The organism is Methylobacterium sp. Leaf100 (genome assembly GCF_001422845.1).
GTDB lineage: Bacteria > Pseudomonadota > Alphaproteobacteria > Rhizobiales > Beijerinckiaceae > Methylobacterium.
On the sequence record NZ_LMMW01000001.1, the window covers coordinates 573,784 to 593,391 of the forward strand.

The 19,608-nt window shown below is 68.4% G+C and carries 18 protein-coding genes; 8 read left to right on the forward strand and 10 right to left on the reverse strand.

Annotation, left to right across the window (positions count from 1 at the left end):
* Window positions 1-45: 45 nt before the first annotated feature.
* Together ASF25_RS02765 and ASF25_RS02770 are read right to left on the reverse strand one after the other, a co-directional pair.
* Complete coding sequence (locus ASF25_RS02765; protein ID WP_056303070.1) at window positions 46-882, reverse strand: alpha/beta hydrolase; 837 nt, start codon at window positions 880-882, stop codon at window positions 46-48.
* Window positions 883-897: 15 nt separating this feature from the next.
* A complete protein-coding gene (locus ASF25_RS02770; RefSeq protein WP_056303072.1) occupies window positions 898-1,251 on the reverse strand; it encodes a hypothetical protein in 354 nt (117 codons plus the stop codon).
* Window positions 1,252-1,754: 503 nt separating this feature from the next.
* Here ASF25_RS02770 and ASF25_RS02775 point away from each other — a divergent pair.
* Complete coding sequence (locus ASF25_RS02775; RefSeq protein ID WP_056303075.1) at window positions 1,755-2,504, forward strand: AraC family transcriptional regulator; 750 nt, start codon at window positions 1,755-1,757, stop codon at window positions 2,502-2,504.
* Window positions 2,505-2,611: 107 nt separating this feature from the next.
* On the opposite strand, the gene ASF25_RS02780 is transcribed toward ASF25_RS02775, so the two are convergent.
* Both ASF25_RS02780 and ASF25_RS02785 read right to left on the reverse strand, forming a co-directional pair.
* Window positions 2,612-4,588: a methyl-accepting chemotaxis protein gene (locus ASF25_RS02780; protein ID WP_244472871.1), complete on the reverse strand. Its 1,977-nt coding sequence runs from the start codon at window positions 4,586-4,588 to the stop codon at window positions 2,612-2,614.
* 351 nt (window positions 4,589-4,939) lie between these two features.
* Complete coding sequence (locus ASF25_RS02785) at window positions 4,940-5,392, reverse strand: BLUF domain-containing protein (RefSeq protein WP_056166206.1); 453 nt, start codon at window positions 5,390-5,392, stop codon at window positions 4,940-4,942.
* A gap of 415 nt (window positions 5,393-5,807) precedes the next feature.
* On the opposite strand from ASF25_RS02785, the gene ASF25_RS02790 reads away from it, so the two are divergent.
* The gene (locus ASF25_RS02790; protein ID WP_082502436.1) at window positions 5,808-6,791 is read left to right on the forward strand and encodes a helix-turn-helix domain-containing protein; all 984 of its coding nucleotides are present in this window, start codon (window positions 5,808-5,810) and stop codon (window positions 6,789-6,791) included.
* A 94-nt stretch (window positions 6,792-6,885) separates the two neighbouring features.
* Here ASF25_RS02790 and ASF25_RS02795 read toward each other — a convergent pair whose 3' ends face one another.
* Both ASF25_RS02795 and ASF25_RS02800 read right to left on the reverse strand, forming a co-directional pair.
* On the reverse strand, window positions 6,886-7,884 hold the full coding sequence (locus ASF25_RS02795) for a GNAT family N-acetyltransferase (protein ID WP_056303078.1): 999 nt from the start codon (window positions 7,882-7,884) through the stop codon (window positions 6,886-6,888).
* A gap of 299 nt (window positions 7,885-8,183) precedes the next feature.
* Window positions 8,184-9,290, reverse strand: a complete 1,107-nt coding sequence (locus tag ASF25_RS02800) for a flagellin (RefSeq protein ID WP_056303080.1) — start codon at window positions 9,288-9,290, stop codon at window positions 8,184-8,186.
* 6 nt (window positions 9,291-9,296) lie between these two features.
* On the opposite strand from ASF25_RS02800, the gene ASF25_RS02805 reads away from it, so the two are divergent.
* Entirely contained in the window at window positions 9,297-9,581 is a 285-nt protein-coding gene (locus ASF25_RS02805; protein WP_056303081.1) for a hypothetical protein, read from the forward strand.
* Window positions 9,582-10,025: 444 nt separating this feature from the next.
* Here the strand turns inward: ASF25_RS02805 and ASF25_RS02810 are convergent, their stop codons facing one another.
* On the reverse strand, window positions 10,026-11,414 hold the full coding sequence (locus tag ASF25_RS02810; RefSeq protein ID WP_056166193.1) for an ATP-binding protein: 1,389 nt from the start codon (window positions 11,412-11,414) through the stop codon (window positions 10,026-10,028).
* The gene (locus ASF25_RS02815) at window positions 11,411-12,133 is read right to left on the reverse strand and encodes a response regulator (protein WP_056166190.1); all 723 of its coding nucleotides are present in this window, start codon (window positions 12,131-12,133) and stop codon (window positions 11,411-11,413) included. Before ASF25_RS02815 ends, ASF25_RS02810 begins: the two co-directional genes overlap by 4 nt.
* 223 nt (window positions 12,134-12,356) lie before the next feature.
* Between ASF25_RS02815 and ASF25_RS02820 the strand changes: the two genes are divergently transcribed.
* The 4 genes from ASF25_RS02820 to ASF25_RS02835 all read left to right on the forward strand — a co-directional run bounded on the left by ASF25_RS02820 (window position 12,357) and on the right by ASF25_RS02835 (window position 15,114).
* Complete coding sequence (locus ASF25_RS02820) at window positions 12,357-12,650, forward strand: accessory factor UbiK family protein (protein ID WP_056166187.1); 294 nt, start codon at window positions 12,357-12,359, stop codon at window positions 12,648-12,650.
* Between the two features lie 310 nt (window positions 12,651-12,960).
* Complete coding sequence (locus ASF25_RS02825) at window positions 12,961-13,464, forward strand: YbjN domain-containing protein (RefSeq protein WP_056088634.1); 504 nt, start codon at window positions 12,961-12,963, stop codon at window positions 13,462-13,464.
* On the forward strand, window positions 13,461-14,273 hold the full coding sequence (gene proC, locus ASF25_RS02830; RefSeq protein ID WP_056303083.1) for a pyrroline-5-carboxylate reductase: 813 nt from the start codon (window positions 13,461-13,463) through the stop codon (window positions 14,271-14,273). Before ASF25_RS02825 ends, proC begins: the two co-directional genes overlap by 4 nt.
* Before the next feature lie 82 nt (window positions 14,274-14,355).
* Window positions 14,356-15,114 carry a hypothetical protein gene (locus tag ASF25_RS02835; protein ID WP_056303085.1) on the forward strand — a complete coding sequence of 253 codons (759 nt, stop codon included), beginning with the start codon at window positions 14,356-14,358 and terminating at the stop codon, window positions 15,112-15,114.
* 56 nt (window positions 15,115-15,170) lie between these two features.
* Here the strand turns inward: ASF25_RS02835 and ASF25_RS02840 are convergent, their stop codons facing one another.
* On the reverse strand, window positions 15,171-15,893 hold the full coding sequence (locus tag ASF25_RS02840; protein ID WP_056303087.1) for a DUF4142 domain-containing protein: 723 nt from the start codon (window positions 15,891-15,893) through the stop codon (window positions 15,171-15,173).
* 260 nt (window positions 15,894-16,153) lie between these two features.
* Here ASF25_RS02840 and ASF25_RS02845 point away from each other — a divergent pair, with 260 nt between their 5' ends.
* A complete protein-coding gene (locus ASF25_RS02845) occupies window positions 16,154-16,489 on the forward strand; it encodes a hypothetical protein (RefSeq protein ID WP_056303089.1) in 336 nt (111 codons plus the stop codon).
* Window positions 16,490-16,506: 17 nt separating this feature from the next.
* Here the strand turns inward: ASF25_RS02845 and polA are convergent, their stop codons facing one another.
* On the reverse strand, window positions 16,507-19,584 hold the full coding sequence (polA, locus tag ASF25_RS02850) for a DNA polymerase I (RefSeq protein WP_056303091.1): 3,078 nt from the start codon (window positions 19,582-19,584) through the stop codon (window positions 16,507-16,509).
* Window positions 19,585-19,608: the final 24 nt, after the last annotated feature.

Below are 19,608 nucleotides of genomic sequence, written 5' to 3' on the forward strand. Positions count from 1 at the left end.
AGGACGGTTCAGGGGCGCGTGAGACGACCCCCGCGACGATCGCGCTCAGCCCTTCACGAAGGCCAGGAGATCGGGATTGACGACGTCGTGGTTCACCGTGAGCATCCCGTGCGAGAACCCCGGGTAGGTCTTCAGGGTGCCGTGCTTCAGCAGCCCGATCGACTTCAGCGCCGCGTCGGCGATCGGGACGATCTGATCGTCCTCGCCGTGCAGCACCAGGGTCGGGACGGAGATCGCCTGAAGGTCCGCGGTCTGGTCGGTCTCGGAGAACGCCTTGATGCCCTCGTAATGGGCCTTGGCGCTGCCCATCATGCCCTGGCGCCACCAATTCTGGATCACGCCCGGCTGTGCGGTCGCGCCCGCGCGGTTGAAGCCGTAGAAAGGTCCGGTCGGAACGTCGAGGAAGAACTGCGCGCGGTTCGCGGCGGTGGCCTCGCGAAAACCGTCGAACACCGAGATCGGCAGGCCTTCGGGGTTGGCGTCCGTCTTCAGCATGAGCGGCGGTACGGCGGAGACCAGCACCGCCTTGGCGACGCGGCCGGCGGGCTCTCCGTGCCGTGCCACGTAGCGGGCCACCTCGCCGCCGCCGGTGGAATGGCCGATATGCACGGCGTTTCGCAGATCCAGTGCCTCGACCACCGCGAAGGCATCGGCGGCGTAGTGATCCATGTCGTGGCCGCCATCGACCTGCGCCGAGCGGCCATGGCCGCGCCGGTCATGGGCGACGACGCGGTAGCCCTGTTGAAGGAAGAACAGCATCTGCGTGTCCCAGTCGTCCGACGAGAGCGGCCAGCCGTGGTGGAACACGATCGGCTGGGCGCTCTTGGGGCCCCAATCCTTGTAGAAGATCTCGACACCGTCGGCGGTGGTGACATAGGCCATGGAGAGTGTCCTGTCCTAGAGGAAGCGAACGTCGTGGCCGTTACGGGCACGCGTGATGCAGTTGAGACCATCTCGGTGATCTTCGGAAGCCCCGAACATCGTTTCGGCGCCGTCGATTCCCAGGCTAGACGCGTCGCCGTAATCCTCGTCGATCTCGATGGTCGTCACGCGGGTCCCGGTGTGCATCCGTTCGAGCCGGAATGCAGGCGGGTGCCGAAGCGCGGCCGTCATCGCGACGACGTTGCAGACAAAGGCATGGCTCGACACCCGGTCGAGGCTCGCGGGGACCTGCGCGACGATAGACCCGAAGGTCCGGAGCCGGGCGGCGGCGAGGCGTTTTCCGGGGATGGGTGTGCCTCCGATCGGCATGGCTCGGTGTCCCTCCGTTCGGCTCCGCCGGGCGACGGCGAAACCGACGCGATCCCTCGCGACCGCCGACCGGAGCTATGGGGGCTCGGGGGTAAAACGGCTTGCCGAATCGGCGCGCGACTTGAAGGAATGCGGCATCGCGCGTGCCCCTTCCAGGCTCATCATCTCGGCTGTCGGATGCAACCGGCCCGGAGGACATGGCCGAGCAGGATGCCGAGAGACAAGGTACGCTTTCCCCACGCAGAACGAGTTCGACCAGAGGCTCGTGAGGAGATTCCGGCAGCATGCGGAGTGCGACCATCGCCCCGACGGACCCAACCCCCGGCCGACGCTCGCGCGGCACTCCGATTGTCCTGGACGCACCGCCCCGGAGCGGGGACCGGTCCCGGATCCGGCAGGGCGGACGGCCGGACAGGGGGACCGACGGCATCGCCTTCGTCGATTGGCGAACGAAGGCGCCGACGGGAGCGCACCGTCGTCCAACCCTACCGCGCGACGGGCTGGTGCTCCAGGTGCCGCTGGCGGACCATCCGGGCAGCCCGTACGGGGGCGGCGGCGATCACGGGGCACCCGAGCGGATCTGTCCGAGCGCCGTGATCCTCCTCGACATCCGCGCCCGGTCCGTCTGCCGGGATCGCGCCGGAACCGTCCAGGTCTGGCTGTCGAGCAGGGTTCTGGCGGACGTGGCCGACAGCATGGGCCTCCGCGATCTCGACCCCATGGAGGCCCTGAAACCGGTGCATGGCCGGACCCTGGTGGACCCCACCATTCACGACCTCGCGGCGAGCGCCGTGGCGACCCTCGATCGCCCGGACCGCGGCGCCGCCATCTTCCGCATCCAGCTCGCCCGCGCCCTGGCGGCTCACCTGCTCGGTGTCCATGCGGAGGCCGGACACGTCCCCACACGCACCCGAGGCGGCCTGGCGCCCTGGCAGGTTCGGCTCGCGCAGGAGCGCATTCGCGCCGAACTCGGCGCTGCTCCGTGCCTGCGAGCAGTGGCGGCGGCGTGCGGCCTGTCGGTGAGTCACTTCACGCGCGCCTTCCGGCAGTCCGTAGGGACATCTCCGCATGCATGGCTGGTGCGCCAGCGCGTCGCCCGCGCAAAGGTGATGATGCGCGCGCAGGACCGGTCCCTGGCGGAGATCGCCCTCGCCTGCGGCTTTGCCGATCAGAGCCATTTCACCCGGGTCTTCGCCCGTGAGGAGGCGATGAGCCCGGGCCGCTGGCAACGGACGACCGAGCGGCAGCCCTGAGCGCCTTCGCGGATCGCGGTGAAGGGCCGATGCGGAAAGCCCCGATCCCGCCGGCGCTCGCCCGTGTCCGGGGGTCTGCTCGCGGCCCCGAATCCCTCGCCCCGATCTCAGGCGGCACGCACCCGTGCGACGAACCGGCCGACCTCCGCGGCCAGGTGTTCCGACTGCCGCGACAGCTCGGACGCCGATGCGAGCACCTGGCTCGCAGCGGCCCCGGTATCCTCCGATGCGCGCGCCACACTGGCGAAGTTGTCCGTCACCTCGCTCGTACCCCTGGCGACCTGCACGACGTTGTGGGCGATCTCCTGCGTCGCCGCCTCCTGCTCCTCGACCGCCGACGCGATGGATGTCGCCAGGCCGTCGATCTCGCGGATGCGCGTGCCGATGCCGTCGATCGCCGAGGCGGCCTGACCGGTCGAGCTCTGGATACGCCGAATGTGGCCCGTGATCTCCCCGGTCGCCCGGGCGGTCTGGTCGGCCAGGGCCTTCACCTCGGCGGCGACCACGGAGAATCCTTTGCCCGCGGCGCCGGCCCGCGCCGCTTCGATGGTGGCGTTGAGGGCGAGAAGGTTGGTCTGGCCTGCGATCGTCGAGATCAACCCGACCACGGCATCGATCTGCGACACCGCCTCGTGCAGTTCCTGGACCAGATGCGCGCTCTGTTCGGCTTCGAGAACCGCCGTCTGGGCGAGATTCGCCGAACCCGCCACCTGCCGCGCGATCTCCTGCACCGATGCGCCGAGCTCCTCGGCCGCAACCGCGACCGTGTTGACGTTGGTGGCGGTCTCCTCGGCGGCGGCCGCGACGCCCGTCGATCTCACGGCCGTCTCCGACGCCGTCGCCGTCATGCTCTGTGCCGTCGCCTGGAGTTCGGTGGCCGAGGAGGACACCAGACCGACGATCCCGCCGACCGCCGCCTCGAAGCCATCCGCCAGGGCGATCATCGTGCGCTTGCGCTCGGCCGCGGCGACCTCCTCGGTGAGCTGCTTCCGCTCGGCCTCTTCGAGTGCCTTGCGCGCCACCATCCCGCGGATCCCCTCGACCGCGCGCCCGACGGCACCGATCTCGTCATGCCGGCCGGCTTCGGCGATCTTGGCGTCCACGGCTCCCTGGGCCATCTGCTCCAGGGCGGCCACCAGGCGCTTCAGCGGACGTGCGACGGTGACGGCCATCATCCGGCTGACGACGATGGCGAGGACGAGCAGCACGGCCAGGGTCGCGACGACCATGATCTCGAACAGGTGCATCACCGGCGCGAAGGCCTTGGCGCTGTCCACGGACAGGGCCACGTACCAATCGAGGGCGGCGGGAAGATTCGGCACGCGCGCGAACACCGTGAGCGTCGCCCGCTCGCCCTCGCGCGTCTCGACGGGCAACCCGCCGATCTTCGGCGGGGAACCGCCGAGCAGCTCGGACAGCGGCTTGCCGATCAGTTCAGCGCGCGGGTGGATCAGGATCTTGCCGGCGCCGGAGACGAGGTAGGCGTAGCCATGCCCGTCGGTCTCGACCTCGTTGATCATCTTGGAGAGGGCCCCGAGGTCGAAATCGCTGCCGGCCACGCCGATGAGGCCGCCCGTTCCACTGGCGGCCGGCGCCGAAGCCGTGATCGTGAGCTGCTTCGCGGTCGAAGAGACGTAAGGCTCCGTCAGCGCGGGACCGTTGGCCTCGACCACGCCCTTGTACCAGGGGCGCTGGCGGGGATCGTAGCCGGCTGCGATCTCACTCTTCGGCATCTTCGTGTAGTAGCCGTCGGCGCGCCCGAAGAAGTTCAGCACGAAAGCTTCGCGGGCGATCGGCGCATTCAGGATATCGTCCGTATTCGAACCGGTGCCCGCGATGGTCACCTGCTGGGCCATCAGCCGGGTCAGGTCGAGCTTGCCGCTAAGCCAGTTGCCGACAGCACGTGCAGCGGTCGTGCTCAAGGCGGACATGTTGGTCTGCACATCGGCGCGCAAAGCCGCGGATTGCGAGCGGTAGATGTACGCGGAACAGGCGGCGAAACCGGCAAAGACGAGCACAAGGATCAAAGCGGTCGCGCGTCCCGATACGCCAAGACGCATTCCTGAAAAACTCGAGCGCGACATTTGAATTGCCGTCCTTAAAATCACGGACCTTCGCTTATCTCTCAAGATCCAGCCTATGAACCTCCCACTCAAAAGATCATAAAATCACTAAATTTATATTATTACTATATTTCCCTCCCCCGGGATCCGGTGCCACCGATTGCCGGTACGATGCATCATCCGAACGATGAGCGATCGTCGCCGAGCGCACCCCACCCAGACGCAGGCTCGGCCGCATGCGGTGGGGTTCGCCCTGAAACGAGGGGAGATTTCTGTGTCGGTGGCAGCGATCGGTGCACTGTACGCCGCGACCGACATGACCCGAGAAAAGGCGGCACCCGATTACGGCACGGGCCGCCCGCAAGCGGATCTTCAGCTCGCGAGGCGCTGGTTCTGACGTTTCGCGGCGTCGAAGGCCTGGAGATCGAGGGCCAGCCCGATGATCGTCGCACTCTTCAGGCGGGTCGGATCAATGGCACTGCCGATGCCGTGCCCGAGATAGACTTCTTCCACTTCGGGCGTCCGCATGGCGCCGCCCATGGTCCAGTTCGGGAAGGACCGGCCCTGAACATTGCGGGCATCCATGATCGTGGCCGTCATATGCCGCGGGTCGCGGGCAATGCGGGTGTAGGTCGCACTCACCTGCGCCTGTTCCCCTTCGAGGACCTGGATGAACCATGTCTTGTCGAAAATCAGGAATCCAGTGATCCCATCGCGGCTGTTGTTTCGCTGGGAGGCCGACACGATCTCTCGCAGGTTCGTCAGCATGGCACGATCGTTACCAAGAACGGCGTTACGGCTGTAATAGACAAGCTGATGGATCATCGCGGAATTTCACTCATGAGCCGCTGCGCAACCGGCATCGATTTCGGGACAGCGCAGACGAACAACGCGGCGAAGAACCGTTCGTTTGAATCGAAACCCGACAGCTTGGCCGCGGGGTTAACCGAATCCCGCGTTCGGCGTCCCGGTCCGAAGTCTCGCACCTGGTCCGAAACCCATCGATCGCCGCGATTCCGCGGACCGGGTCGCGAGGATCCCGGCGAACGCAGCCGAGGGGCTCGCCTTCCCGTTCGATGCTGATCCATGTTAAGATTGTCGCCACCGGACGGGTTCGCATTGCCCGCAGTCGCCGATGCGAACACACGATCGGGTGTGCCGTCCCGGGGGCGAAGCGCCATTCCGATCGGGGAGGGCATGACAGTCCTCGGCGGGTTCCCCGCACGCGTGCAGCAGGATCATGAATTTGGAGAGGATATTCTCGACAAACGACGTGAAGTCTCAGGACCGCTTCGGCCTCTGGCGGGAGATCTGCGAAGATCGTCTCGTTCCCATGGACCAAAGTCGTCTGAACGACCAGGCGTTCGATGCGGTGATCGAAGGCACCAGCGTCGGCGGAATGTCCTTCACGCAGTTCGGCTTGAGCAACCTCAAGTGCGCGACGAACTCACGAACGATCCGGCACCAGAACAACAGGACCGACAAGCTATTCCTGAGCCTGGTGCTGTCCGGCACCGTCAGTTCGGAACAGAATGGGCATTCCACGACCGACAGACCCGGCGATCTCTCCATACGCGACACGAACTCGCCCTGGAGGATCGAGCACGGAAATCGTTCGGACGTGCTGGCCATCGAGATCCCCCGGGACCGCCTGGAGAACCAGCTGGGCGCGGCGCGCCATTTCGCGGGTCTGACGATGGATGGCAGCCGGCCGGTCACGATTCTCGCCCGGTCCTACTTTCGCAATCTCATGAGCGTGGGGCATCGGCTGACGCCGCATGCGGCCGAACGCATGACGTCCATCGGCATCGACCTCGTGGCCGCGAGCCTCGCCGAGCGCATGGCGCTGGAGACGCCCAAGGCCCTGCACGGGACGCTGACGGTCCAACGGGCCAAGGCCTATGTAGCGACCCATCTCGGCGACCCGGGCCTCGACGTGTCGCAGGTCGCCGTGGCGGTGGGTGTTTCGTTGCGTCAACTCCAGGCGCTGTTCCGCGAGCACGGGCGCAACGTCACGGCCTGGATCTGGCACCAGCGACTGGAGCGGGCGGCGAAGCGCCTGTCCGATCCGGCCTGCCTACACGTGCAACTGGGCGAGTTGGCCCATGGATGCGGCTTCGCGAGCCAAGCCCATTTCTCGCGCCGCTTTCGCGATCGATACGGTTTGAGCCCGCGCGACTATCGCCACTCCGCGCTGAGCCAAACCGCCGCCCGGATGTCCTGAACCGCGGTACGATGCGTCGTTCCGGGCATTCGGCGAAGGTGCGGCTCCGAGGGCCATGCGGCCGCGCCTCCGACGGCCATGCGGCACGCGGCGTTCAGCGCAGCGACAGCAGGAGGCCGGCAGCCTTCTGGACCGCCGGCGATTTCGCGTAGATCCAGAGCGGATCGTGCTGCACGACCGTCGCCCCGAGACCGTGCTTGAAGTCGAAGACGGCCCGGTTCGAAGCCGGATCGATCCCGCCGAAATCGAACACGTGGCACGCCTCCGCCTTGGCCCGCTCGACGAGGCGCCAGACCGCGAGACTGGCAGCGCTCGTGGCGCGGGCACGATCGTTCGAGGCCGTGTAGAAGTCGGTGCAGCGCTCGGCCGAGAGGTGGGCGATCCGTACGAGGACGCGCTCCCCCTTCTCACGCACATCGAGAATGAGGACGCGCGGGTCGCTGGCCGCGACTTCGCGATAGGCGTCGGTCTGGAGGGTGGTGGCGAACCCCTTGCGCTGCCGCAGCCGCGCGTACATAGCCGTGAAGTCGTCGAACGCCGCCAGGCGTTCCGTGCGCTCCTCGAGGAAGTGCGTCGTCAGGTCGGCGTTCCGCTCGGCCTTGTTCAGAGGCTTACGCCAGCGCGGCTCCATCGCCGCCCGGATCGTTTCGAGATCCTGGCCCAAATCGAGCTCGAACGTGTGGTCGCGCGCCTGGACGACCGGGGCGAAACCGAGCATCAGGAGCGCGAGCGTCGCATCCTGGCTCTCGAACCCCTCGTAGTCGATGGCGAGGAGATCGAGCCGCCCGAGATCGAGATGCGCGACGAAGCTCCGAAACACCGCTTCCGCACGGCGTTCGCCCGCACCGGTCAGCAACGGTCCACCCTGGACATGGACGAAACGGACCGGTCCCTTGCGACGCTCCTGCCATTGCACGAACGCGAGTTCCTCGCCATCGGCGGTCACGACCGCGCGCCGGACCGTCAGGCCGCGCCGCGCCTTGTAGGATCCCCAAGGGGTGGCGCAGTAGATGTTTGCCCGCGGCCGAGCCCAGACCCGCCGATCCCAATCCGCATCGTCCGCAATCTCCGCGATCGCGAGTTTGGCCGCCATGTCGTTCCTCGTCTGAGCCGAGCACGGCGCGTCGGCGCGCTCGCCCCTCTCCATAAGCCGTGCATGACTGAAGGATTCGTAACGCGGCGCCCGCCGCCACGTGTGTGCAGTCGTACGTCGGGACCGGCCCGGTCCCGACGTCCTTCCCGGGGGTTGCAGCTGCCCTGGGGTCTGTCGTCGCTGGAGCCGGTCGGGTCCGAGGACCCGCGGCATCCAGCCCCTCGCCGCGCCGGCCTCGACCGCCTTCCGCCCGCCTCTCCGGGAGACGGGCGATTCCTCTCTTTCGGGATCGCCGTGGCTTACCGCAGGAGCTGAAGGATGCCCTGCTGCGCCTGATTGGCGAGCGACAGGGCCGAGACCGCCAGGGAGTTGCGGGTCGAGAGCGCCTGCGAGTTGGCCGCCTCCTCGTCGAGATCGGCGTTGGTGAGGTTGGCCGCCCCCGTGTCGAGGATGTTGGTCAGGTTCTTGGTGAAATCCTGCCGGTTCTGCACCACCGAGAGGTTGGCGCCGAACGTGGAGGACTGGGTCCGCAGGGTGGTGGTGGCGCTCGTGAGCTTTTCGATGACGGCGTTGATCTCCTCGTCCGTCTGGAAGTTGCCCGTCATCGCCGTGAGGCCGAGGCCCTCCGCGTCGAACTTCACGCCCTGGATGTCGAGGGCCGAGGTGTTCTTCTCGTTGAAGCTGACGTGAAGGGTATTCTCGGGGGCGTTGCTACCGTTGCGGAACAGCAGGTTGACGCCGTTGTAGCTCGAATCCTTGGCCTGCTGGGTGATTTGGGTCAGCAGGTTGTTGAACTGCGTCGCAAGGGTCGAGCGCAGCGAGCTGGCGCCCAGGCTTCCGCCCTTGTCGGTGCCGCTGCCCTTGAGGGCGCCGGCCGTGTTGAGCCCCAGGCCGATATCGGCGGTCCCGGCGGCCTTGATCGTCAGCTTCTGGTCCGCACCGGAGGCCACCGTCGAGAAGGCGAGCTTCTTGTCGCTCCCCAGGCTGACCTTCACCTTTCCGTTGAGGCCGGTGTCGTTGACGATGGCCTTCTGGATCTCGCCGACGAGGCCGGCGGCGGTGGCCGTCTTGGCGCTGCCGATGAGGTTGATCGTCGTGGTGCTGCCGCTGCCGAGGGTGAGCTCGAAGGAGGCGTTGGCGTTGGCGGCGAGGGCGACACTCGACGAGACGGCGGTGTTGGCCTTGATCGAGGCCACCGACGAACCGTCCGTGGCATCCGTACCGGACGAGACCACCGCATCGGCCGGCGCGCCGAGGCCGGCCGTGAAGGTGCCGTTCGCCGGCGTGGTACTGCCGAGGCCGAGCTTGGCCGTGTCGCTCACGCCCGTCAGGCTGACCGTCGCGCTGCCGCCGATGGCGTTCGACGACGCCTTGAGGGCGCCGGTGTTGTCGAATGCGCGATCCACATCCTGATGAAGTTCGTCGAGCTCGGCGCCACGGGGCCGGACAGGCCGGTGCGCGAACTCTCGTTCTCCGACCTCGGGGCGCGGTTCGGCATGTCCCGTTCCCATGTCCGCAACGTCCTGCGCGATGCCGAGGGCGCGGGCCTAGGGGAGCGCTCGGGGACAGCCGGCGTGTTCCATCACCTGACGCCGCGCTGCGTGGCCTCGTTCGACCGGTTCGTGGCCGAGGCCCTGTCGTCGAGCGACCTCTCCTGCTCCATGGCGGCCGACGCGGGCGTTCCAGGATCGGGATAGGACCGTCCCGCGGCGCCGGGTGATCGCACGGGCCCTGAACGATGTGGCTTGGATCGTCTGCCCAGGCTCGGCAGGTTGTCGGCCAGGATGGTGTACCGGCGGAAGGCAAAGGTGATCGCCTCCTCTCCGGTCGTGAGCACGGTCGAGCGCGGCGTCTTCGGTCCCATCGCAGCGTCATGCACGAAGGTACGTCTGCGCCACTTCGCGACCGACTTGGAGTTCAGTCCACGCTGTGCGGCAGGATCTTCAAGCGAAGCTTTCGATCGCCGTAGCGCTGTTCTGACCGCGTGCGTGGTCGTGGCGCAGCGGTGAAGAACCCGTCCCCTGACGCCTCCCCGTATGCAGCCAGATCAGCTAAACTGGGGCCGTCGCACCGCGGGACTGAACACCTAGAATCTTTAAGGCTGCCACTGTTCCCGGGCCGCACCGCCATTTTGTTGCTGCCTATTCTGCCGCGATCCGGTCGGAGCCGGGCCGGACCGCCCCGGCTGCGAGGGGCAGTTCGAGGCGGGCGGTGAGACCGCGCGGGCTGCGGTTGATCAGGGTCAGGCGCCCGTCATGGGCCTCCGCGATGGCGACCACGATGGACAGGCCGAGGCCGAACCCGCTCGCCGTGTCGAGGTTGCGTGCCCGGTCCCCGCGCACGAAGGGCTGCAGCATCGCCTCGCGCTCGGCGTCGGGGATGCCGGGACCGTCGTCGCTGACGTCCACCCGCACCCGATGCTCGGTCTGGACGATGCCCAGACGCGCGCCGCCGCCGTACTTCACCGCGTTGTCGACGAGGTTCGTCACCGCGCGCTGCAGTTCCTCCGGCCGGCCCCGCACGAGAACGTGGCGGCTGGCCGCGACGCGGACATCGGCGCCGATATCGGCGAATGCGTCGCTGACGGTCTGGACCAGGGAGGCGACGTCGATGAGCGTCACGGCGCGCCCCTCGCCGGTCTGGCCGTCACGCACGAAGGACAAGGCCGCCTCGACCAGGCCGTTCATCTGGTCGAGGTCGCGCAGGGTCATGGTCCGGGCGTGGTCGTCCTCGATGAATTCGGCGCGCAGGCGCAGGCGCGTGATCGGCGTGCGCAGATCGTGGCTGATGGCCGCCAGCATCTGGGTGCGGTCGTCGACGAGGCGGCGCACCCGGGCGCGCATACGGTCGAGGGCCTGGGCGACGGCGATGACCTCCTGGGGCCCGTTCTCCGGCAAGGCCACCACGTTCATGCGCGTGCCGAACGCCTCCGCGGCCTGGGCGAGGCGGGCGAGCGGCCGGGTCAGCGCGCGCGCCGCCCATATGGTGATCAGCGACAGCACCACGGCGAGGAACAGGAAAGTGACCACGATGGCCCCCTGCCGGATCGGCGGCCGGTCGTCGTCGGGCACGAGGGCCGAGAAGCGCGCCCCCTCCGGCGTCGTGATCCCGACCCGGATGCCGGGCGGGGTGTCGGCGGCGTCGAGATCGGCGATGGCCAGCGGCCGTCCGAATCCGTCGCGCACCCGCTGCACCACCGTGTGCGACGCCAGAGCCTCGCTCGCCGTCCCCTCGGGCGCCGAAGCCGGCCACGGGGCGATGCGCAGGGTCGGCAGGGTCCTGGCGGCACCGCGCAGGAGGGCGTCGCGCGCGTTCGGCGCCGTGGCGTCGAGGAGGCGCGCCAGGGTCGCGATCCGGGTGGCGGCGACGCCGGGGTGATCGTCGGGCCGCCACGGCTCGCGCAGGGTGAAGAACGCGAGGGTCGCCACCGCGTGGGTCACCACCATGGCGGCGACGATGAGGAGCGCGATCTGACCGGCGACGCTGCCGGGCCACAGGGCGGCGAGGTGGCGTCTGGCGAAAGCCCTCATGTGCGCGTGACCTCCGGCGTGAACAGGTAGCCCCCCGAGCGGATGGTGCGGATGATCTCGGGGCTGCGCGGATCGCGCTCGATCTTCTGGCGGATGCGGCTGATGAGGACGTCGATGCTGCGCTCGAACGGGCCGGCGGCGCGTCCCTGCGTCAGGTCGAGGAGCTGGTCGCGCGAGAGCACGCGGCCCGGCCGCAGGCACAGGGCGTGGAGAAGATCGAATTCCGCGCCCGTGACGGCGATGCGGGCGCCCTCGGGACTGTGCAACTGGCGCAACGACACGTCGAGGGTCCAGTCGAGAAAGTGCAGGCGGCGCACACCGCCCTCGTCCTCGCCCTCCCCCGCCGAGCCCCGCCGCAGGATGGCACGGATGCGGGCCAGGAGTTCGCGGGGGTTGAACGGCTTGCCGAGGTAGTCGTCGGCACCGATCTCGAGGCCGACGATCCTGTCGATCTCCTCGGCCTTGGCGGTGAGCATCAGGATCGGGACGTTCGAGGTGGTGCGCAGGCGGCGGCACAGGCTCAGACCGTCCTCGCCGGGCAGCATCAGGTCGAGGACCACGAGATCGACGCGGGCCTCCGCCAGCGCCCGGTCCATGGCGGGACCGTCTCCCGCGATCGTGACACGGCACGCGTTGGCCCGGAGATAGCGCGCCACCAGGGCGCTGATCTCGCGGTCGTCCTCGACCACGAGGATGTGAGGGGTCGCCGGCTGGGTCATGACGCGGGTCGTTGAGCCTCGGAATGTGCTGCATCGATTATGGCCGCTCGCACCCGCATGGCGAAGGGCCGGGCGCCCACGGATTTGTAACCGGCTGTTTCGCGGCCAGCGCGCGCCGGCGATGGATTGCCGGACGCCGCGCCGATTCTTATGTCGTTGCGATAGGACGCCGGTTTCGTGACGCTCGTGGATGCGGAGCGCGGCCCCCTTTGGGAGACGACCGATGCAAAGCTCCGACCGGCCCGGCACCAACCGCCTGTTCGACGATTTCGCCCGCCTGATGACCGACGCCGCCGGTGCCGCCCAAGGGGTGCGCCGCGAAGCCGAGACGGTGGTCAAGGCGCAGTTCGAACGCCTGATCCGCGACATGGACATCGCCTCCCGGGAGGAACTCGACGTCCTGCGCGACATGGTCGCCGCCCTGCGCAGCCAGAACGATGCCCTCGCCCATCGCGTCGCCGCCCTGGAAGCCGAACGCGGCTCCGAGCCGGCGGCGGGCGCGACCGAGATCCTCTGAGGTCGACCCGGAAAACCCGGCGTCCCCTCCTGCGGAGGGCGCGGCGCTTGTGCACAGGAAGGAACGGTGGACAGTCGCTTTCCTGTTCACCGGCTTCCGGGCGCGCTTTGAAAGCCGAGTCCGGCACGGTCTATAGTGACCTATGACCTGATTCGCCCCTGCTTCGAACCACCCTGTTCCGTTCTCGACTGACGCCGAACGCATCCGCCGCGGGATGAGCTTGGCCGATCGCGGAAGACGGCGACGCGGGGGCGTCAGACCGCTTCACAACACGCCGACGATCCGTGCCGGATCGCCAAACTGGACCGCCATGACCCAACTCCACATCGAAGATCACGACCGGCACGAGCACCCCCTCGACATCGTCGAGCGCCTCGCGTCGCTGCGCGACTGGATCTTCGACCGGGCCGAGACCGACGAGATGTCGGTGTCGGTCGCCGGGCGCTGGGCCGACTATCACGTCGCCTTCACCTGGATCGAGGACGTGGAGGCCCTGCACGTGGCCTGCGCCTTCGACCTCAAGGTGCCCGAGCGCCGCCGCACGGAGGTGCTCCGGCTGGTGTCGCTCATCAACGAGCAGCTCTGGGTCGGGCATTTCGACCTGTGGTCCACGGACAGCGTGGTGATGTTCCGCCACTCGCTCCTGCTCACCGGCGGCTCCACCCCGACCCAGAACCAATGCACCATGATGCTGAAATCGGCCGTGGATGCGTGCGAGCGCTACTATCAGGCGTTCCAGTTCGTGATCTGGGCCGGCAAGTCCGCGCGGGAATCCCTCGACGCCGTGCTGTTCGAGACCGAAGGCGAGGCGTGAACCGGCTTCCCGCCTCCCTCACCCTGGTCGGCGCCGGCAAGATGGGTGGCGCGATGCTCGCCGGCTGGCTCGCCGGCGGACTCGATGCAGCGCGCACCACGGTTCTCGATCCCCATCCCTCCCCCGAGGTCGAGGCCCTGTGCGCGACGCGGGGGCTCGCCCTCAACCCCGCCACCGTGCCGGCCTCGGACGCCCTGGTACTGGCGATGAAACCGCAGGGCCTGGACACCGCCGCACCGATGCTGGCGGGGCTCGCCGATGCGCGCACCCTCGTGATCTCGATCCTCGCGGGCAAGACCATCGCCGACCTGCAGGCACGCTTGCCGCGGGTGCGGGCCATCGTGCGGGCCATGCCGAACCTGCCGGCCAGCATCGGCCGGGGGGCCACCGGCGCCGTGGCGAGTGCCGGCACGGAGCCGTCCCGGCGCGTCGAGGCCGAGGCCCTGCTGGCCAGCGTCGGTTCGGTGGAATGGCTCGACGACGAGGGCCTCCTCGATGCGCTCACCGCCGTTTCGGGCTCGGGCCCGGCCTACGTGTTCCTGCTGGCCGAGGCGATGGCGCAGGCGGGCGTCGCCGCCGGTTTGCCAGCCGACATGGCGGCGCGCCTTGCCCGCGCCACGGTTGCGGGGGCCGGCGCGCTGCTCGACGCCACGGACCGCGACGCCGGGCTCCTGCGCCAGGACGTGACCTCGCCGGGCGGCACCACGGCCGCCGCCCTGGCGGTGCTCATGCGGGACGGCGGCGTGTCCGACCTCCTGCGCGAGGCGGTGGCGGCGGGGCGGCACCGTGCGGGCGAATTGTCCGGGTAGGGTCTTTGCCCTAACGAGGCCGCCGCCGTCACCCTACATGGAAGGGGACACGAATGAGGATCGCACTCCCCGAGGACCATCCATGCCCAAATCTTCCCCGCGTCATGCCGCCGAGAGCGACGCTGCCGACACGGCCCCGGCCGCGCCGAAATCCTCGCCCCGCGAGGCGGCCGTCGAAGCCCTGATGCGGCTCGCCGCCGAGCAGCCCTGGAACGACATCGAGGTCGGCGACATCGCCCGCGAGGCGGGCTTGAGTCTCGCCGAGTTCCGCGACCTGTTTCCGTCGAAGGGGGCAGTCCTGGGTGGACTCGCCAGGATCATCGACCGCAAGGTTCTGGAGGGCGACAGCACCGATCTCGCCGAGGAGCCGACCCGCGAGCGGTTGTTCGACGTGCTCATGCGCCGCCTCGATGCGATGACGCCCTACAAGGACGCCCTTCGGCGCATCTCCCAGTCCCTGCGCGGCGATCCGCTCTCGATGCTGGCCCTCAATGGGGTCGCGCTGAACTCGCACCGCTTCATGCTGGCGGCGGCCGGCATCAACACCGAGGGGCCGCTCGGGCGCCTCAAGCTTCAGGGCGTGGTCATCGCCTTCGCCGGGACGGTGGACGTCTGGCTCGACGACGACGACCCGGCGCTGGCCCGCACCATGGCGAAGCTCGACAAGGAGATCCGCAACGGCGAGCGCTTCATGGAGCGCGCCGACGATGCGCGGCGGCTGACCGCGCCGTTCCGGGCGCTCGGCCGCTCGCTCCTCGATCGCGGGTCCCGCCGCAGGGCCGACCCTCGCAACGAGGACGAGGGCAATCCCCTCGGCGGAGACCCGGCCGCCGCCATCTGAAACGAGAAAGGGCCGCCCCATCGGGGCGGCCCTTTCGTTAGGAGACGCGGTGCGGATCAGCCGCCGATGCGATCGGCCAGGACCGCCGAGTGGCCGTGCTGGTTGGCGATGTAGGGAAGCGCCTGATTGGCGAACTCGCGGCCCTGGGCGTTGTCGCCGTTGCGCGAATAGGCCTCGTACAGGCCCAGCGTCCGGGCGTCCGAACGGGCCTGCTGACGGGCGTAGGTGCGGTCGAACTCGCGGGCGCTGCGGGCGTTCTTCAGGCTGTCGATGCGGGCCTGACCCTCCGGGCCGATGGCGACGCGGCGGCCGGGCTCGCCGGGGCTGTTGTCGACGAGGCCGACGCCGCCGAGCACGCCGCCGACGATCTTCTGGGCGATGGAGGCCGAGATGGTCACCGGGGCGAGCACCACGCCGACGGGGTTGTCGAGGCGGGTATCGAAGGGCTGGCTGTCGGAGACGACGGTGCCGCCGGCAGTCAGCGAGGTACCCTCGGGCAGCAGCGCCTTGGTGGTGGCCTCGCGCTCGACCAGCACGTTCTTGGCGTAGTTGCGTACGTTCGGGTTGCGCGAGCGCTCCAGGGCGATGCGGCTCGACTCGATGCTGACCGCATCCGACTTCAGAGCGGCGGAGCGGAAGGCCGAGGTGTCACGGGCCTCGACGGAGTTGGCGTCGTATTGCGGCGCCACGCGGAACGACAGGGGCTCCTGGGCCAGCGCCGGGGTGGCGAGGGCGGCAAAGGAGACGCCGAGGGCGGCGAGAAGCTTGGTGTTAATCATGGCGGAGAATGTCCTCACGCGCCTTGATGGCGCTTGTGGTGATGCAACGTGTCGTCCGCCGGCAACGCTTTCTTAAGGGGGGTGTTCCCGCTTGGAGTGCATGGCTGTGCTGCAGCGCACCAAGCTTCACGTTATGCGTGCATGCCCCAGAGCGAGAGGGCTGCGAGATCCGGGCGTCGAAGCGAACATGTCCTAGCCTTTCCTCGTATCCTCGGCCGATTGACAGGGCGGATGGCCGTTCTGAAACTCGGGAGTCGCCGATGATCGTTGCGTCGAGAACGCTGAGACTGATCAAGGATAACATTACGACCGATGTCGTGATTGAACTCGGCGGCCCCGAACCCGACGAAGGCGCCTGGACCTGCCATTACGACTTCCACTGGCCCGACGGCCGAGTGAGCAGCTTCGCCACCGGGGTCGACGAAGTTCAGGCCCTGCACTTGGCCCTGCAACGGATCGGCTTCGATCTTTATCGGAGCCCTCATCATCGCGCCGGCCATCTCGTATGGGAGCAGGCCGGCGATGGCTACGGTTTCACGGTTCCGAAGAATGCCCGGCACCTGCTGATCGGTTCGGACATAACCTTCGAAGGCTGAGGACCTTTTGCGGTAGCTCAGTGCGCCTCCTCCCAGTTCAACGCCGCCCGCGCCTCCACCACCAAAGGCACCTTCAACGTTAAAGCGGGCGCCGGTGCCTCGACCATGATCCGCGAGATCACCGGTAGGGCCTTCTCGACCTCGTCCTCCGGCGCCTCGAACACGAGTTCGTCGTGCACCTGCAGCAGCATGCGCACGTTGAGGCGCTCCGCCTTGAGCGCGTCCTCCATGCGGATCATCGCCCGGCGGATGATGTCGGCGGCGGAGCCCTGGATCGGGGCGTTGATGGCCTGGCGCTCGACGCTCGCCCGCTCGTTGGGGTTGTTGGAACGGATCTGCGGATAGTGGCACACCCGGCCGAACAGGGTGGTGACGTAGCCCAGATCCCGGCACAGGCGCTTGGTGGTGTCGATGTAGTCGCGGATGCCGGGGAAGCGCTCGAAATACTGCTTGATGAAGGCGCCGGCCTCCTCGCGGCCGATGCCGAGGCGGTCGGCGAGCCCGAAGGCCGAGATGCCGTAGATGATGCCGAAGTTGATGGTCTTGGCGCGGCGTCGCAGGTCCGGCGTCATCTCGGACAGCGGCACGCCGAACATGGCGCTGGCGGTGGCCGCGTGGATGTCGATGCCGTCCGCGAACGCCTGGCGCAGTTGCGGGATATCGGCGATGTGCGCGAGGAGGCGCAGTTCGATCTGGCTGTAATCGGCCGAGATCAGCCGATTGCCCTCCGCCGCCACGAAGGCGCGGCGGATGCGACGGCCCTCCTCCGTGCGGATCGGGATGTTCTGCAGGTTCGGGTCCGACGACGACAGCCGGCCCGTGGTGGTGGCGGCGAGCGAGAACGAGGTGTGGACCCGGTCGGTCTCGCGGTCGGCGTGCTGCTGCAGCGAATCCGTGTAGGTGGATTTCAGCTTGGCGAGCTGGCGCCATTCCAGGATCTTCTTCGGCAACTCGTGGCCGGCCTGGGCCAGTTCCTCGAGCAGGGTCGCGGGCGTCGCCCATTGGCCGTTCGGCGTCTTCTTGGCTCCGGGCAGGCCCATCTTGCCGAACAGGATGTCGCCGATCTGCTTCGGCGACGACACCTGGAATTTCTCGCCCGCATCCTCCTGAATCTCCTCCTCGAGGCGCACGAGGATCTGAGAGAAGTCGCCCGACAGGCGGCTCAGCATGTTGCGGTCGACCCGGATGCCCTGCGCTTCCATGCGGGCGACCACCGACACCAGGGGGCGCTCCAGGGTCTCGTAGACGGTGACGCGCTTCTCGGCGACGAGGCGCGGCTTCATCATCCGCCATAGGCGCAAGGTCACGTCGGCGTCCTCGGCCGCGTAGGCGGTGGCCTTGTCGAGGGGCACCCGGTCGAAGGTGATCTTCGCCTTGCCGGTCCCGGCCACGTCCGTGAAGGTGATCGGCTGGTGGCCGAGATGCCGGCGGGCGAGTTCGTCCATGCCGTGGCCGCCCTTGCCGGCATCGAGCACGTAGGAGATCAGCATGGTGTCGTCGAACGGCGCCACGTCGATGCCGTAGCGTGTTAGCACGGACAGATCGTATTTGAGGTTCTGGCCGACCTTGAGCACGCCCGGATTCTCGAGGAGCGGCTTCAGGCGGGCGATCACCACCTTGAGATCGATCTGCCCGGCGGCGGGCTGGAACACGTCGGTGGCGGCCTTGGCGTCGCCGAACAGGTCGCCCTCGCTCGCCGTGACGGGATCGAGGTGGCGCAGGGGGATGTAGGCCGCGCGCCCCGGCGCGACGCAGAGCGAGATGCCGACGAGATTGGAATTGATGGCGTCGAGGGCGTCGGTCTCCGTGTCGACGGCGACGATTCCCGCCTCCTCGGCCTCGGCGATCCAGGCGTCGAGCTGCTCGACGAGGCCGATGGTCTCGTAGGCGGCGGTGTCGAACGGCTTGACGGACTCCGCCGCGCGCGCCGCCACGAGGTCGGCGGGCGTCGCCTCGGAGGATCGGCGGGCTTTCGGCGCGACATCGGGCAGACCGAGATCGGCGAAGGGATCGATCTCAGGCCCCTCCCCGGGGGCCAGGGGCACCGGGTCGCCGAGGGCCTGCGCCGCGAAGGGCGCGTCCTCGGCCTCGGCCCGCTGGGGCAGCAGGGCCGGATCGGGCTGCACCGCTTCGGGGTCGACGTGGAGCATCTGGGCGATGCGCCGCGTCAGGGTGTTGAACTCCATGGCCTTCAGGAAGCCGACGAGCTTCTGCGGATCGGGCTTCGGCAGGCGCAGGTCGTCCAACGGGATCGGAACCGGCACGTTCTCTTCGAGGGCCACGAGCCTTCGCGAGAGCCGGGCCTGATCGATGCTGGCCAGCAGGGTCTCGCGGCGCTTCGGCTGCTTGATCTCGCCCGCCCGCTCCAGCAGCGCGTCGAGGCTCCCGTATTCCTTGATCAGCGCGGCGGCCGTCTTCAGGCCGATGCCGGGCACGCCCGGCACGTTGTCCGAGGTGTCGCCGATGAGCGCCAGGGCGTCGCCGATCTGCTCGGGGGTCAGCCCCTCCCACTTGGCGATGATGGCGTCGCGGTCGAGGTTGCGCTCGGGGCGGTGCCCGGCCTTGCCCTTGGTGCCCGACTCGAAATCGTAGAACCGCACCAGGGGGCCCACGAGCTGCATCAGGTCCTTGTCGGACGAGACGATGATGACGCCGGCCCCCCGCGCCTCGGCCTGACGCGAATAGGTGGCGATGAGGTCGTCGGCCTCGTAGCGGATGAGCTCGATGGGCTGGAGGCCGAAGGCCCGCACGGCATCGCGCATGAGCGGCATCTGGCGCTTGAGGTCGTCAGGCGCGTCCGGCCGGTGGCCCTTGTAGTCGGGATAGAGTTCCTTGCGGAACGAGCCCTCGGACTTGTCGAACACGATGGCGAGGTGGGTCGGCATCACGCCCGCCGCCCCTTCCTGCACGAACTGGGCGATCTTGGTGCAGAACAATCGCACCGCGCCCGTGGGCAGGCCGTCGGAGGGGCGGGTGTTGTACTTCTGGTCCTGGTTGATCGACTGGAAGTAGGCGCGGAAGATGAACGACGAGCCATCGACGAGGATGATCTGATCGCCGGGGCCGACGGGCTTTTCGGAGGAGACAGCGGTCATCGGCCAAGCAGGTTCGAGAGAGGG

Coding starts and splice junctions, on each gene's coding strand:
- ASF25_RS02765 (WP_056303070.1), bottom strand. CDS start 882: ATGGCCTATGTCACCACCGCCGACGGTGTCGAGATCTTCTACAAGGAT.
- ASF25_RS02770 (WP_056303072.1), bottom strand. CDS start 1,251: ATGCCGATCGGAGGCACACCCATCCCCGGAAAACGCCTCGCCGCCGCC.
- ASF25_RS02780 (WP_244472871.1), bottom strand. CDS start 4,588: ATGTCGCGCTCGAGTTTTTCAGGAATGCGTCTTGGCGTATCGGGACGC.
- ASF25_RS02785 (WP_056166206.1), bottom strand. CDS start 5,392: ATGATCCATCAGCTTGTCTATTACAGCCGTAACGCCGTTCTTGGTAAC.
- ASF25_RS02790 (WP_082502436.1), top strand. CDS start 5,808: ATGAATTTGGAGAGGATATTCTCGACAAACGACGTGAAGTCTCAGGAC.
- ASF25_RS02795 (WP_056303078.1), bottom strand. CDS start 7,884: ATGGCGGCCAAACTCGCGATCGCGGAGATTGCGGACGATGCGGATTGG.
- ASF25_RS02805 (WP_056303081.1), top strand. CDS start 9,297: ATGAAGTTCGTCGAGCTCGGCGCCACGGGGCCGGACAGGCCGGTGCGC.
- ASF25_RS02810 (WP_056166193.1), bottom strand. CDS start 11,414: ATGAGGGCTTTCGCCAGACGCCACCTCGCCGCCCTGTGGCCCGGCAGC.
- ASF25_RS02815 (WP_056166190.1), bottom strand. CDS start 12,133: ATGACCCAGCCGGCGACCCCTCACATCCTCGTGGTCGAGGACGACCGC.
- ASF25_RS02820 (WP_056166187.1), top strand. CDS start 12,357: ATGCAAAGCTCCGACCGGCCCGGCACCAACCGCCTGTTCGACGATTTC.
- ASF25_RS02825 (WP_056088634.1), top strand. CDS start 12,961: ATGACCCAACTCCACATCGAAGATCACGACCGGCACGAGCACCCCCTC.
- ASF25_RS02835 (WP_056303085.1), top strand. CDS start 14,356: ATGCCCAAATCTTCCCCGCGTCATGCCGCCGAGAGCGACGCTGCCGAC.
- ASF25_RS02840 (WP_056303087.1), bottom strand. CDS start 15,893: ATGATTAACACCAAGCTTCTCGCCGCCCTCGGCGTCTCCTTTGCCGCC.
- ASF25_RS02845 (WP_056303089.1), top strand. CDS start 16,154: ATGATCGTTGCGTCGAGAACGCTGAGACTGATCAAGGATAACATTACG.
- polA (WP_056303091.1), bottom strand. CDS start 19,584: ATGACCGCTGTCTCCTCCGAAAAGCCCGTCGGCCCCGGCGATCAGATC.